Raw genomic sequence first — 15,148 nt, 5'->3', positions numbered from 1 at the left:
GCTCGGCTGTTGTCCCTGCAGAAGCAGCCGAGCATGGGCTCGGCTCTACAGACCCTCCGCGCGCAGCCAGCGCCATAGCGTGGTGCGTGATACGCCCAGCGCCTGGGCCATGCCCTCGCGGTCATTGCGATGTTCCTGCAGCAATGCTTCCAGCTGCGCACGCGGCGGGCGTTTGCCGTTGCTTTCCAGCGGCAGTGCCGTCGCGCCTTCGCTTGCCAGCTCGGGCGCAAGCTGCAGCAGTCGCGAAGCATCAATAGGCCCTTCAGCCGGCTGCCAGTGGATGCGTAGTCGATCCACCAGATTGCGCAGTTCGCGCACGTTTCCCGGCCACTCGGCCGCGCTCAGCAACGCCAGTGCATCCTCATCCAATGGTGCGTCGATGCCACGCAGCTGGCGGAAGAAGTGCTGTGCCAGCAGCGGGATGTCACTGCGCCGCGCACGCAGCGGGGGCAGGGCGATGCGTAGCGCGGCCAGCCGGTAATACAGGTCGCGACGGAAGCTGCCGGTCGCCGCGCGCTGCTCCAGCGACTGCAGGGTGGCGGCCACCACGCGCAGGTCGACTGCGGTCGGTTCGGTAGCGCCGACACGCAGCACCTCGCGTTCTTCCAGCACGCGCAGCAGGCGGGTCTGCAACGGCAGCGGCAGTTCGCCGATCTCATCCAGGAACAACGTACCGCCATCGGCGGCCTCGACCAGGCCCACGCGACCACCGCGCCGTGCACCAGTGAAGGCACCATCGCTGTAGCCAAACAGTTCGGCTTCCAGCAGTGATTCGCTGATGGCGCCGCAATTCAGCGCCACGAAGCGCCCGCGACGGCCGCTGGCGGCGTGCAGTTGACGCGCTACCAGTTCCTTGCCGGTGCCGGTTTCGCCGGTGACCAGCACCGTGCTGTCGTGCGGTGCGTAGAGCGCGATCTGTGCGCGCACCTGGGCCATCGCTTGGCTGTCGCCGAGCAGTTCATGCGTGTCGGCACGCGCTGCCGGGCGCCGGCGCGGGGCGGCTCGGTTGCCGCTGGAGCGGGCCAGCGCCTGGGTCAGCTCCAGCGCATGTTCAAACGCCTGCCGCACCGAGTCGGCCGAATAGAGCAGTACCCCCGGCAGGCCGGCCTGCTCGGCATGGTCGATGGCCATGCCGGTGCCGACGATGACCTCGATGCCGTTGGCGCGCAGGTCGGCGATGCAGTCGCGCGCATCCTCGCGGGTGACGAAGCGGCGGTGCTCGATATCCAGGCCGAAACTCTGCTGGAAGTTGCTGAACGCCGGTACGTCGCTGGCGTGGGTGACCAGGCCGATGCGGCTGGCGATGCGGCGGGCACGGGCCAACGCTTCCATCAGGTCGAAGCCATTGGCCTGGATCGGCACCAGTGGCAGCTCCAGCCGACCGCGCAGCCAGGCCGCGTTGGAGCCGCCGGCGATGACCACGTCGCAATGCTCGCGGCGCAGGCGTTGACCGATCACATCTACCGCTTCCTCGAAACCTAGGTTGATCTGCTCGATGCGCGCGCGTCGATCGAATTCGGGAATGACATCGCCGAGCAGGCCGGTCAGGCGCGAGACGCTGACCGTCCAGATCACCGGGCGACCGGGGTCGGTGTCGGCGTGGCGCAGGGGTGAGCGGGGCAGGTACATGGCGGCTGGAGGTCGACGTGATGTTTCATGATACATCCGTTTCAGTGTTTCATACGTTTCACTATTGCGTGGCGGTCATCCCCGTGAAATCAACGGCTTGCAGCTTGGCATGGTGCTTGCGCCTACCTATCCGTTCTCCAACCTGGATTGCCGCATGACCGCTTCCGCCCCTTTCTCCGCCGGTGCCCGCTTCCGTGAGGCGCTTGCTGCCGAATCGCCGCTGCAGGTGATCGGCGCCATCAACGCCAACCACGCCCTGCTGGCCAAGCGCGCCGGCTTCCGCGCCATCTATCTGTCCGGCGGCGGTGTTGCCGCGGGCTCGCTGGGCCTGCCGGACCTGGGCATCAACACCCTGGAAGACGTGCTGGTGGACGTGCGCCGCATCACCGATGTCTGCGACCTGCCGCTGATGGTGGACATCGATACCGGCTTCGGGCCGAGTGCGTTCAACATCGCGCGCACCGTGAAATCGCTGATCAAGGCCGGCGCGGCCGCCTGCCACATCGAAGACCAGGTTGGCGCCAAGCGCTGCGGTCACCGTCCGGGCAAGGAGATCGTCTCGCAGGGTGAAATGGTCGACCGCGTGAAGGCTGCCGCCGATGCCAAGACCGATCCGGACTTCTTCCTGATCGCGCGTACCGACGCCATCCAGGTGGACGGCGTGGACAAGGCCATCGAGCGCGCCATTGCCTGTGTCGAGGCCGGTGCCGACGGTATCTTCGCCGAGGCGGCCTACGACCTGGACACCTACCGTCGCTTCGTCGACGCGGTGAAGGTGCCGGTGCTGGCCAACATCACCGAATTCGGTGCCACCCCGCTGTTCAGCCGCGATGAACTGGCTTCGGCCGGTGTTGCGATCCAGCTGTTCCCGCTGTCGGCGTTCCGCGCGGCCAACAAGGCGGCCGAGAACGTCTACCAGGCGGTGCGCCGCGATGGCCACCAGCGCAACGTGGTGGAAACCATGCAGACCCGCGAAGAACTCTACGACCGCATCGGCTACCACGCCTTCGAGCAGCAGCTCGATGCGCTGTTCGCCGCCAAGAAATAAGCAGTACCCTGCACCATCAAGTTTCGGAGGGAAACATGAACGATACGACCGCAACCCCGACCTTCAAGCCGAAGAAGTCCGTCGCCCTGTCCGGCACCGCCGCCGGCAACACCGCGCTGTGCAGCGTGGGCCGCAGTGGCAACGACCTGCATTACCGTGGCTACGACATCCTGGACCTGGCCAACACCAGCGAGTTCGAGGAAATCGCCTACCTGCTGGTGCACGGCAAGCTGCCAACCCGCGCCGAGCTGGTTTCGTACAAGGCCAAGCTGAAGTCGCTGCGTGGCATCCCGGCCGCGGTGAAGGCCGCACTGGAAGAACTGCCGCCGTCGGCACACCCGATGGACGTGATGCGCACCGGTGTGTCCGTGCTCGGCTGCGTGGCGCCGGAGAAGGATGACCACAATCATCCGGGCGCGCGCGACATTGCCGACAAGCTGATGGCCTGCCTCGGCTCGATGCTGCTGTACTGGTACCACTGGAGCCACAACGGCCGTGCCATCGACGTGGAAACCGACGATGACTCGATCGGTGGCCACTTCCTGCACCTGCTGCACGGCGAGAAGCCGCAGGACTCGTGGGTGAAGGCGATGCACACCTCGCTGATCCTGTACGCAGAACACGAGTTCAACGCCTCGACCTTCACCTGTCGTGTCATCGCCGGTACCGGCAGCGACATGTACAGCGCGATCTGCGGTGGCATCGGCGCACTGCGTGGCCCGAAGCACGGCGGCGCCAATGAAGTGGCGTTCGAAGTGCAGAAGCGCTACGACAATCCGGATGAGGCCGAGGAAGACATCAAGGCCCGCGTCGAGCGCAAGGAAGTGGTGATCGGCTTCGGCCATCCGGTCTATACCGTCTCCGATCCGCGCAACAAGGTGATCAAGGACGTGGCCCGCGAGCTGTCCGAAGAACAGTCGAGCATGAAGATGTACGACATCGCCGAGCGCCTGGAATCGGTGATGTGGGACATCAAGAAGATGTTCCCGAACCTGGACTGGTTCAGCGCCGTCAGCTACCACATGATGGGCGTGCCGACCGCGATGTTCACCCCGCTGTTCGTGATCGCGCGCACCGCCGGCTGGAGCGCGCACATCATCGAGCAGCGCATCGACGGCAAGATCATCCGCCCGAGCGCCAACTACATCGGTCCGGAAGACCGCGACTTCGTCGCCATCGACAAGCGCGTCTGATCCACCTGCTGTCCCCATCCGGCCGGCCGCGTGCCGGCCGGATGCTTTCGCCGCCGCACCGCCGGCACCCGGCCCGCCCCAAGCATTCCGCCAGCCCATGAATACCGATTACCGCAAGAACCTCCCCGGCAGCGCGCTGGACTATTTCGACGCGCGCGCCGCCGTCGATGCAATCCAGCCCGGCGCCTATGCCACCCTGCCGTACACCTCGCGCGTGCTGGCCGAGAACCTGGTACGCCGCTGCGATCCGGCCACGCTCGCCGATTCGCTGAAGCAGCTGATCGAGCGCCGCCGTGACCTGGATTTCCCGTGGTTCCCGGCGCGCGTTGTGTGCCACGACATCCTCGGCCAGACCGCACTGGTCGACCTGGCTGGCCTGCGTGATGCGATCGCCGACAAGGGCGGCGACCCGGCCAAGGTGAATCCGGTGGTGCCGGTGCAGCTGATCGTCGATCACTCGCTGGCGGTGGAGTGTGGTGGTTTCGATCCGCAGGCGTTCGAGAAGAACCGCGCGATCGAGGATCGCCGCAACGAAGACCGCTTCCACTTCATCGACTGGACCAAGCTGGCGTTCGAGAACGTGGACGTGATTCCGCCGGGCAACGGCATCATGCACCAGATCAACCTGGAGAAGATGTCGCCGGTGATCTACGTGCAGGACGGCGTAGCCTTCCCCGACACCTGCGTGGGCACCGACAGCCACACCCCGCACGTGGATGCGCTGGGCGTGATCGCCATTGGTGTGGGCGGCCTGGAAGCCGAGAACGTGATGCTCGGTCGTGCCTCGTGGATGCGACTGCCGGATATCATCGGCGTCGAGCTGACCGGCAGGCCGCAGCCGGGCATCACCGCCACCGACGTGGTGCTGGCGCTGACCGAATTCCTGCGCAAGGAGCGCGTGGTCGGCGCGTACCTTGAATTCTTCGGCGAGGGAGCGGCGGCACTGACCATCGGTGACCGCGCCACCATCTCCAACATGTGCCCCGAATACGGCGCCACCGCCGCGATGTTCTACATCGACGGGCAGACCATCGATTACCTGCGCCTGACCGGGCGCGAGGAATCGCAGGTGGCGCTGGTGGAAAACTATGCGCGCACCACCGGCCTGTGGGCTGACGACCTGGCCACCGCACAGTATGAGCGCGTGCTGCGCTTCGACCTGTCCAGCGTGGTGCGCAACATGGCCGGCCCGTCCAACCCGCACAAGCGCGTGGCGACCGCCGAGCTGGCCGAGCGCGGCATCGCCGACGAGGCCAAGCTGGCAGCGGGCAAGGCCGAGCAGGCACAGGGGCTGATGCCGGATGGCGCGGTGATCATCGCCGCCATCACCAGCTGCACCAACACCTCCAACCCGCGCAACGTGATCGCTGCCGGCCTGCTGGCACGCAAGGCCAATGAGCGCGGCCTGCTGCGCAAGCCGTGGGTGAAGTCATCGTTGGCGCCCGGCTCGAAGGCGGTGCAGCTGTACCTGGAAGAGGCCGGCCTGCTGCCGGACCTGGAAAAGCTGGGCTTCGGCATCGTCGCCTTCGCCTGCACCACCTGCAACGGCATGAGCGGCGCGCTCGATCCGGCCATCCAGCAGGAGATCATCGACCGTGACCTGTACGCCACGGCTGTGCTGTCGGGCAACCGCAACTTCGATGGCCGCATCCACCCGTATGCGAAGCAGGCCTTCCTGGCGTCGCCGCCGCTGGTGATCGCCTATGCCATCGCCGGCACCGTACGCTTTGACATCGAGAAGGACGTGCTGGGCGTGGACGCCGACGGCAACGAGGTGCGCCTGAAGGACATCTGGCCGAGCGACGCCGAGATCGACGCCGTGGTCAAGGCCTCGGTCAAGCCGGAGCAGTTCCGCCGCGTCTACAACCCGATGTTCAATGTGCGCGTGGAGCACGGCGCGACGGTCAGCCCGCTGTACGACTGGCGCCCGCAGAGCACCTATATCCGTCGCCCGCCGTACTGGGAGGGCGCACTGGCCGGTGAGCGCACGCTGTCGGGCATGCGCCCGCTGGCGGTGCTGCCGGACAACATCACCACCGACCACCTGTCGCCGTCCAACGCGATCCTGGCCTCCAGTGCCGCCGGTGAGTATCTGGCGAAGATGGGCCTGCCCGAAGAGGACTTCAATTCCTACGCGACCCACCGCGGCGACCACCTGACCGCGCAGCGCGCCACCTTCGCCAACCCGAAGCTGTTCAACGAGATGGTGCGCAACGACGACGGCAGCGTGAAGCAGGGTTCGCTGGCGCGCGTGGAGCCGGAAGGCAAGGTGATGCGCATGTGGGAAGCCATCGAGACCTACATGGAGCGCAAGCAGCCGCTGATCATCATTGCCGGTGCCGACTACGGCCAGGGCAGCTCGCGTGACTGGGCCGCCAAGGGCGTGCGCCTGGCTGGCGTGGAGGCGATCGTGGCCGAGGGCTTCGAGCGGATTCACCGTACCAACCTGATCGGCATGGGCGTGCTGCCGCTGGAGTTCAAGCCGGGCACCACCCGCCTGACCCTGGGCATCGATGGCACCGAGACCTTCGACGTGGTCGGCGAGCGCACCCCGCGCGCCGAGCTGACGCTGGTCATCCACCGCCGCGACGGCCAGGACGTGATCGTGCCGGTCACCTGCCGCCTGGACAGCGACGAGGAAGTGGCGATCTACGAGGCCGGTGGCGTGTTGCAGCGCTTCGCGCAGGACTTCCTGGAAGGCGCCAAGGTGGCGTGATACCGGCCTGAATGCCTGCCCCCGGAGGCCGGGGGCGGGCTTGTCCGACACCTGGGCAGGGCGCACACTGACTTGGCAAAAACTGCCAATGGAGAGTCTCATGGCCACCATGAACATTTCGCTGACTGATCCGCTCAAGCAGTTCGTGGACGAAGAAGTGCGCGAAGGCGGCTACTCCAGCACGTCGGACTATGTGCGCGACCTGATCCGCCAGCGCCAGCGCAGCAAGGCCGAAGAACTGCTCAAGCAGCTGATTGCCGAGGGGCTGTCTTCTGGTCCTTCGGCGCCTCTGGCGCCGGATCACTTCGACAAGCTCCGTGAGCGTGCTCGGAACCGCAAGTGAGACCTTCGCACTGGTCTCCTGCAGCGGTTCTAGATCTCGACCAGGCAGCAGCCTGGTATGCAGATCAGGGCGGAGAAGTGCTGGAAGTCGGCTTCATCGATGCGGTGGAGTCCGTCGTCAAGCTGATCGAGGCTCACCCGGGTGCTGGTTCCACATTGCATGCGGATCTGTTGCCCTCGCTGCCAGCGCCGTTGCGTTTTCATCCGGTTCGTCGCTTCGACGGCTACCTGGTCTACTACGTGGAGCTACTTGCGCACGTTTCCATCGTGCGCATCTGGAATGCTTCGCGGGGTATGGAAGCACTGCTCGAAGACGAGGAGCTCAACCCCGATATTGGTTCGTCGCACCCAGGATACTGATCCATGACTTTCCTCCCTCAACTCCGTATTCCCGCCACCTACATGCGCGGTGGCACCAGCAAGGGCGTGTTCTTCCGCCTGCAGGACCTGCCCGACGCCGCGCAGGTGCCGGGCGCCGCACGCGATGCGCTGCTGATGCGCGTGATCGGCTCGCCCGATCCGTATGGCAAGCAGACCGACGGCATGGGCGGTGCCACCTCCAGCACCAGTAAATGCGTGATCATTTCCACCGCCTCGGTGCCGGACCACGATGTGGACTACCTGTACGGCCAGGTCTCGATCGACACCGCCTTCGTCGACTGGAGCGGCAACTGCGGCAACCTCAGCACTGCGGTGGGTCCGTTCGCGATCGCCAACGGCCTGATCGATCCGTCCCGCGTGCCACGCGACGGCCTGTGCACCGTGCGCATCTGGCAGGCCAACATCGGCAAGACCATCATCGCCCACGTGCCGATGCGCGATGGCGAAGTGCAGGAGACCGGTGATTTCGAGCTGGATGGCGTGACCTTCCCGGCCGCCGAGATCCAGCTGGAGTTCATCGATCCGTCCGATGACGGCGATGCGGGCGCGATGTTCCCGACCGGCAACCTGGTCGACACCCTGGACGTGCCGGGCGTGGGCAGTTTCGAGGTGACCATGATCACCGCCGGCATTCCGACCATCTTCCTCAATGCGGCCGACCTGGGCTACACCGGCACCGAACTGCAGCCTGCGATCAACGAGGACAAGGGGGCGCTGGAGCGCTTCGAGAAGATCCGCGCCTACGGCGCCTTGCGCATGGGGCTGATCAAGAACCTGGAAGATGCGGCGACCCGCCAGCACACGCCGAAGGTGGCCTTCGTGGCACCGGCGCAGGACTACGTGTCGTCCAGTGGCAAGGTCATTCCGGCCTCGGCGATCGACCTGCATGCGCGTGCGTTGTCGATGGGAAGGCTGCACCACGCGATGATGGGTACCGCTGCCGTGGCGATCGGCACCGCGGCAGCGATTCCGGGCACGCTGGTCAATCGCGCTGCTGGAGGCGGCGAACGCGAAGCGGTGACCTTCGGCCATCCCTCCGGCACGTTGCGCGTGGGTGCGCAGGCCGGTCTCGTTGACGGCCAGTGGACGGTGACCAAGGCCATCATGAGCCGCAGCGCCCGCGTGCTGATGGAAGGCAAGGTGCGGGTACCGGTCGAGTGATGCGTTGGTGAACGCCAACCAAGGTTGGCGACTACCGGGCCGCAGAGACCGATTGCTTTGGTAGATGCCAACCTTGGTTGGCATGGTGCACGGGCGACCGTGCACCGCAACGAGGAGATCGATGATGTCCGACAGCCACACCCCATCCAACGAGCGTGCAGCGTGGGATGCGCTGCTGGTGGGCATCGTCGACTACGTGCGCGACGCGCGCATCGACTCACCGCTGGCGTTCCAGACCGCGCACCACTGCCTGCTCGACACGCTGGGCTGCGGCCTGGAAGCGCTGTCGTTCCCGGCCTGCAGCAAACTGCTTGGTCCACTGGTGCCGGGCATCAGCGTGGTCAACGGCGCGCGCGTTCCGGGTACGCATTACGTGCTGGACCCGGTGCAGGCCGCCTTCAACATCGGCGCGATGGTGCGCTGGCTGGATTTCAACGATACCTGGCTGGCGGCCGAATGGGGGCACCCTTCGGACAACCTGGGTGGCATCCTTGCCGTCTGCGACTGGCTGGGGCGCAACGCGCAGGCTCTGCGGCGCCCACCTCCGACCGTGCGCGACGTGCTGCTGGCAATGATCAAGGCGCACGAGATCCAGGGCGTGCTGGCGCTGGAGAATTCCTTCAACCGGGTCGGGCTGGACCACGTGGTGCTGGTCAAAGTGGCCACCACCGCTGTGGTTGCGCAGCTGCTCGGCCTGGATCGCGAGCGCATGCTCAATGCGTTGTCGCTGGCCTGGGTCGATGGTCAGTCCCTGCGCACCTACCGGCACGCACCCAACACCGGCTCGCGCAAGAGCTGGGCAGCTGGCGATGCGACCAGCCGTGGCGTGCGCCTGGCGCTGATGGCGGCCAGTGGCGAGATGGGCTACCCCAGCGTGCTCAGCGCGCCGACCTGGGGCTTTGAAGCGGTGTCGATGCATGGCAAGGCACTGACGCTGGGGCGACCGCTGGGCAGCTACGTGATGGAGAACGTGCTGTTCAAGATCAGCTACCCGGCCGAGTTCCATGGCCAGACCGCAGTGGAGGCGGCCATCATGCTGCACCAGCAGTTGCGTGCGATGGGGCGGCGGGTCGAGGACATCGCGCATATCGCGATCCGGACCCAGGAAGCCTGCATCCGCATCATCGACAAGCAGGGCCCGCTGCATAACCCGGCCGACCGCGACCATTGCGTGCAGTACATGGTCGCCATCGCGCTGCTGCACGGGCGGCTGGTGGCCGAGGATTACGAGGACGACGTTGCCGCTGATCCACGCATCGATGCCCTGCGGGCGAAGATGGCCTGCCATGAGGATCCGCAACTCAGCGCCGACTACCTGGACCCGGACAAGCGCAGCATTGCCAACGGCCTGGGCGTGCGCTTCAGCGACGGTACTGAGCTGCCCGAGGTACTGGTGGAATACCCGCTCGGCCATGCCCGACGCCGGGAGGAAGGCATTCCGCTGCTGATGGACAAGTTCCGCCGGCACCTGGCCCACCGCTTCCCGACAGTCCAGCAGCAGCGCATCCTGGCGGCATCACTGGATCCGGTGGCGCTGGCGGCAATGCCGGTGACCGACTATGTGGACCTGTACCAGCCGGGGTGAGGCCGCTCTGGTAGATGCCAACCTTGGTTGGCATGTGGGGGGGCGCCAGCCAAGGTTGGCGGCTAGCGGGTCCCGGGCGGAACCGGGTTTCCGACCGCCGGGGCGCCAACGCCTTGACGCGGCCTGCCTATAATGGCCACCTCGATCAAGGAGTGACGACATGAGCGGTCCGGCACGGCGGAAGCGGTGGGGATGGGCGGCGGCGGTACTGGCAGGAGGCCTGTTGCTGGGCCTGGCCGGCTGCCGCAACGACAGCGGGCAGCTGCCCAAGGCCAGTGGCGAGGCGATCACCACCAAGGCCGAGCAGGTGAAGGAATTCACCCTGCTGCGCGCCTACCCGGACCAGAAGAATGACGGCCTGTCGCTGGCGCTGGAGTTCTCGCGCCCGCTGGTCGGCACCCAGGATTTCGACACGCTGGTGCGCTTCGAGGAGAAGGTCGGCACCGAGGACAGCAGCTGGACGCTGTCCGATGACGGCCTGACCCTGCGCTACCCGTTTGTCGAGGCCGGCAAGGAGTTCAGCCTGGTGGTCTCGCCGGACCTGCTGGCCGCCGATGGCAGCCGCCTGGGCAAGGAACTGAAGCAGAAGGTGTTCAGCGGCGAGCTGAAGCCGGTGGTTGGCTTCGCCTCGCAGGGCAGCGTGCTGCCTGCCAAGGACAGCCGTGGCCTGCCGGTGGTCTCGGTGAACGTGCCGGAAGTCGACGTCGAATTCCTGCGCGTGCGCGAGAAGGATCTTCCGACCTTCTTCAGCCAGTACCAGCGCGGCGGCCGCCGTGGCAGCTGGGAGCTGAGCAGCGACTACGAGCGCAGCCCGATCAACAAGCTGGCCGAGCCGGTCTACGTCAACCGCTTCATCCTTGGCGGCAAGCAGAACGAGCGGGTGCTGACCTACCTGCCCACCCAGGACATCAAGGAACTGCAGGAGCCGGGCCTGTACTTCGCCCTGCTCAAGCGTACCGGTGACTACGAAGGCGAGTTCGACACCGCGTTCTTCTCGGTCAGCGACATCGGCCTGCATACCCGCGCCTACAAGGACAAGCTGTTCGTGCACACCGCCGGTCTCAAGGACGGCGCGCCACTGAAGGGCATCGACCTGCGCGTGCTCGACGCCAAGGGCGAGGTGGTGCTGAAGGGCAGCACCGACGGCAATGGTAATGCGCTGCTGAACTACACCCTGGATGCCACCCACGTGCTGGTCGCCAGCAGTGGCAAGGACACCAGCTTCCTGCCGTTCAACCAGCCGGCGCTGGACCTGAGCGAATTCGCCGTGGCTGGCCGTGACAACGCCTGGTTCGATGTCTATGCCTGGTCCGGGCGCGACCTGTACCGGCCGGGCGAGACCGTGCGCCTGTCCGCGCTGCTGCGTGACAACGACGGCAAACCGGTCAAGGCCCAGCCCGTGTTCCTGCGCCTGAAGCAGCCCGATGGCAAGACTTTCCGCGAGACCCGGCTGCAGCCGGGTGACCAGGGCTACATCAATTTCGAGCAGGTGATCCCCACCGAGGCGCCGACCGGGCGCTGGCAGGTCGAGTTCCGCACCGACCCGGCCAGCAAGGAAGCGATCCAGGGCATGACCCTGCGCATCGAGGAGTTCCTGCCCGAACGCATGAAGCTGGACCTGGACAGCGCGCAGAAGACGCTGAAGCCGGGTGAGGACCTGCGCCTGCAGGCCAATGGCGCCTACCTGTATGGCGCACCGGCCGATGGCAACCGCTTCACCGCACGCATGGCGGTGGCCGCCGAACAGAAGCCGGTGGAAGGCCTGCCGGGCTATTTCTTCGGTGACCCGACCCTGCAGCTGCCGCGCGAGGCCAAGGACGTGATCGACACCACGCTGCCGGCCAATGGCCAGCTGCGCGAGGATGTGGCGTTGCCGGAAGAGGCCGCCAAGGCCAAGGCGCCGATCGCCGTGGTGCTGTCCGGCAGCCTGTATGAAACCGGCGGCCGCACAGTCACCCGCACCCTGAAGCGGGTGATGTGGCCGGCCAATGCGCTGGTCGGCGTGCGACCGCTGTTCAACCCGGACGATGGCGCCGATTCCAACGGCAACGCGCGCTTCGAGCTGATGCGCGTGGATGCCGCTGGTACGCCGCAGCCGGCCAAGGGCCTGAAGATCACCCTGGTGCGCGAGCTGCGCGACTACCACTGGACCTTCAACGACAACCGCTGGGACTACGACTTCACCCGCCGTTTCGAGAACAAGGAAACCCGCACCGTCGATGCCGGCAACAGCGCGGTCGCCTTTGATTTCCCGGTGGAGTGGGGCGAGTACCGGGTGGACGTGTTCGATCCGTCCACCGGCCTGACCAGCCGCTATCCGTTCCGTGCCGGCTGGAGCTGGGGCGATGACAACCGTGGCCTGGATGCGCGCCCGGACAAGGTCAAGCTGGGCCTGGACAAGACCGGTTACAAGGCCGGTGACACCCTGGAGGTGACGGTGACCCCGCCGCACGCCGGCAAGGGCATCCTGATGGTCGAGACCGACCGCATGCTGTATGTGCAGGACATCGAGGCCAAGCCGGGTTCGACCTTCAAGATCCCGGTCACCGCCGACTGGGAGCGCCACGACGTCTACATCACCGCGCTGGTGTTCCGTGGCGGCAGTGCGCCGAGCAAGATCACCCCGGCCCGTGCCGTGGGCGTAGTGCACGTGCCGATGGACCGCAAGGGCCGCACCGTGGCCGTCGGCCTGGTCGCGCCCAAGCAGATGCGCCCGGAGCAGGACCTGCCGGTAACCGTCAGTGCGCCGCAGCTGGCCGGCAAGACCGCGCACGTCACCGTTTCGGCGGTGGACGTGGGCATCCTCAACATCACCCGTTTCCCGGTGCCCGATGCCGGTGCACACTTCTTTGCCCAGCGTCGCCTCGGTATCGATGCCTACGACATCTACAGCCGGGTGATCGAGAGCTTCGATGGTGGCAGCGGCAAGCTGAAGTTCGGCGGCGACATGGCGCTGCAGGCATTGCCGCAGGCCAAGCGCCCGACCGCGCGCGTGCAGACCGTGGACCTGTTCTCCGGCCCGGTACAGCTCGATGCCAAGGGCAATGCCCGCATCCGGCTGAAAGTGCCGGACTTCAACGGCACCCTGCGCGTGTCGGCGCTGGTCTACAGCGATGACCAGTACGGCAAGCGTGACGTGGAAACCATTGTGCGCGCCCCGATCCTGGCCGAAGCCAGCATGCCGCGCGTGCTGGCCCCGGGCGACCGCAGCACCGTGACCCTGGACGTGCAGAACTTCACCGGCAAGCCGGGGCAGTTCAACGTGAAGGTGGAGAGCGAAGGCCCGTTGAACCTGGGCGAGGGCAGCCGCAGCGTGCAGTTGAATGCCGACGCCAAGACCACGCTGAGCTTCCCATTGTCGGCTCGCGAAGGCCACAGCGTGGCCAAGGTGAGGGTGCGGGTGGACGGCAACGGCTTCAAGGCCGATCGCCGCTACGACCTGCCGGTGCGTGCGGCGTGGCCGCAGGTGCTACGTTCGCAGGTGCGCACGCTCGATCCGCTGGCGGCGGTCAGCCTCGACAACAGCCTGACCGAGGGCCTGATGTCCGAGTCGGTGAATGCCCGCCTGCTGGTCAGCCCGCTGCCGCCGATCCCGTTCGCCAGTGCACTGCAGGGCGCGCTGAACTATCCATATGGCTGTGCCGAGCAGACCACCAGCAAGGGTTACGCCGCGCTGATCCTGGACCAGGCCACCTCGTCGATGCTCGGCGCCGATGGCCTGGATGCCAAAACCCGTAGAGAGCGCATGGAAGGTGCGTTCGGTCGCCTGGCGTCGATGCAGGTGGCCAATGGCAACTTCTCGATGTGGGGTGACGATGGCTACGTGAACCCATGGCTGACCCCGTACATCACCGAGTTCCTGCTTGATGCCAAGGACGCCGGCTTCGCCGTGCCCGACAAAGTGCTGCAGAAGGCGCTCAACCGGCTCAGCGAGGATCTGCTGTCCGGCGGCAATCAGTTCTATGGCCAGGAGGATCGCGAGAAGCTGAAGTTCGCCAACCAGGCGTATTCGGGCTACGTGCTGGCCCGGGTCAATCGTGCACCGCTGGGTACCCTGCGCACGCTGTACGACAACGAACGCAGCAAGGCGGTCGGTGGCCTGTCGCTGGTCCACCTGGGCGTGGCGCTGTCGCTGCAGGGTGATGCCAAGCGTGGCCAGGCCGCGCTGGCGGCGGCCTTCGCCAAGTCCAGCAGCGAACGTCCGTCGTACTTCGGCGACTACGGCAGTGCGATCCGCGATGATGCACTGATGATCGCGCTGACCCACGAGAACAAGCTGGCCAAGCCCGCCTGGGATGCGCGTGCGGTGGATCTTGGCCGTGGCCTGGATGCGCGCCGCAATGCCGGCTGGATGTGGCTGAGCACGCAGGAACAGGTGGCGATTGCCCGCCTCGGCAAGGCCCTGGCCGCCAACCAGAAGGCGCTGGTGGCCGGTGAGCTGGTGATCGGTGGCAGCACCGAAGCCATCGGCGAGCGCAAGCTGTTCGGCCGCAACTTCAGCGCCAGCGAGCTGGCCAGCGGCGTGCGCTTCACCCCGCAGGGGCAGCCGCCGATGTTCGCCAGCATTGATGTGGCCGGCATCCCGCGCAGTGCGCCCGCACCGGACAACAGCGTAGTGGGTATTGAACGCAGTTACTTCGGTACCGATGGCAAGCCGTGGTCGCCGCGCCCGCTGAAGGAAGGCGAAGCACTGATCGTGCGCGTCACCGTCACCACCGACACCACGATGCCCGATGCACTGCTGACCGACCTGCTGCCGGCGGGCCTGGAGATCGAGAACTTCAACCTGGGCGATGCCAAGCAGTGGGCCGACGTGGTGGTCGATGGCATCACCATCAGCGACCGGGGTGAGGCCGCCGATACCAAGCACGAGGAGTTCCGCGACGACCGCTACGTGGCCGCGCTGAAGCTCTCGCGTGGCAGCAAGGCCAACGTGTTCTACCTGGTGCGCGCGGTGACCCCGGGTACCTACTCGGTGCCGCCGCCGCTGGTGGAGGACATGTACCGGCCGCAGCTGCGCGGTGTCGGCCGCAGCAACCCGACCACGATCACGGTGGTACAGCCGTGACCGCGCGCACGGGCCGCGACGGCGC

At 66.4% G+C, this 15,148-nt stretch carries 9 protein-coding genes; 8 read left to right on the top strand and 1 reads right to left on the bottom strand.

What is annotated here, in order from left to right; genetic code table 11:
- Positions 1 to 45 precede the first annotated feature (45 nt).
- Positions 46 to 1,629 (bottom strand): propionate catabolism operon regulatory protein PrpR, encoded by a 1,584-nt coding sequence (gene prpR, locus ACM0PB_RS16965; RefSeq protein ID WP_065178211.1) that lies wholly within the window; start codon positions 1,627 to 1,629, stop codon positions 46 to 48.
- A 154-nt stretch (positions 1,630 to 1,783) separates the two neighbouring features.
- Between prpR and prpB the strand changes: the two genes are divergently transcribed.
- From prpB to ACM0PB_RS16925, 8 genes are all read left to right on the top strand, one after another.
- The gene (prpB, locus tag ACM0PB_RS16960) at positions 1,784 to 2,677 is read left to right on the top strand and encodes a methylisocitrate lyase (protein WP_005418360.1); all 894 of its coding nucleotides are present in this window, start codon (positions 1,784 to 1,786) and stop codon (positions 2,675 to 2,677) included.
- A gap of 35 nt (positions 2,678 to 2,712) precedes the next feature.
- A complete protein-coding gene (gene prpC, locus ACM0PB_RS16955; protein WP_005418357.1) occupies positions 2,713 to 3,870 on the top strand; it encodes a bifunctional 2-methylcitrate synthase/citrate synthase in 1,158 nt (385 codons plus the stop codon).
- Between the two features lie 97 nt (positions 3,871 to 3,967).
- On the top strand, positions 3,968 to 6,586 hold the full coding sequence (gene acnD / locus ACM0PB_RS16950; protein WP_065178213.1) for a Fe/S-dependent 2-methylisocitrate dehydratase AcnD: 2,619 nt from the start codon (positions 3,968 to 3,970) through the stop codon (positions 6,584 to 6,586).
- Positions 6,587 to 6,686: 100 nt separating this feature from the next.
- Complete coding sequence (locus tag ACM0PB_RS16945; RefSeq protein WP_139727505.1) at positions 6,687 to 6,929, top strand: type II toxin-antitoxin system ParD family antitoxin; 243 nt, start codon at positions 6,687 to 6,689, stop codon at positions 6,927 to 6,929.
- On the top strand, positions 6,926 to 7,288 hold the full coding sequence (locus ACM0PB_RS16940) for a type II toxin-antitoxin system RelE/ParE family toxin (protein ID WP_164229818.1): 363 nt from the start codon (positions 6,926 to 6,928) through the stop codon (positions 7,286 to 7,288). The genes ACM0PB_RS16945 and ACM0PB_RS16940 overlap by 4 nt, the downstream gene beginning before the upstream one ends.
- Before the next feature lie 3 nt (positions 7,289 to 7,291).
- On the top strand, positions 7,292 to 8,470 hold the full coding sequence (gene prpF, locus ACM0PB_RS16935; protein WP_164229817.1) for a 2-methylaconitate cis-trans isomerase PrpF: 1,179 nt from the start codon (positions 7,292 to 7,294) through the stop codon (positions 8,468 to 8,470).
- Positions 8,471 to 8,594: 124 nt separating this feature from the next.
- Positions 8,595 to 10,055 carry a bifunctional 2-methylcitrate dehydratase/aconitate hydratase gene (locus ACM0PB_RS16930; RefSeq protein WP_065185443.1) on the top strand — a complete coding sequence of 487 codons (1,461 nt, stop codon included), beginning with the start codon at positions 8,595 to 8,597 and terminating at the stop codon, positions 10,053 to 10,055.
- Positions 10,056 to 10,215: 160 nt separating this feature from the next.
- Positions 10,216 to 15,123: an alpha-2-macroglobulin family protein gene (locus ACM0PB_RS16925; protein ID WP_414604691.1), complete on the top strand. Its 4,908-nt coding sequence runs from the start codon at positions 10,216 to 10,218 to the stop codon at positions 15,121 to 15,123.
- The last annotated feature ends 25 nt before the right edge of the window (positions 15,124 to 15,148 follow it).

The organism is Stenotrophomonas sp. AR029 (assembly GCF_047520695.2).
Lineage (GTDB): Bacteria > Pseudomonadota > Gammaproteobacteria > Xanthomonadales > Xanthomonadaceae > Stenotrophomonas > Stenotrophomonas sepilia.
The sequence above is the reverse complement of the archived record's forward strand: the minus strand, read 5'-3'. Positions and strand labels throughout refer to the sequence as shown.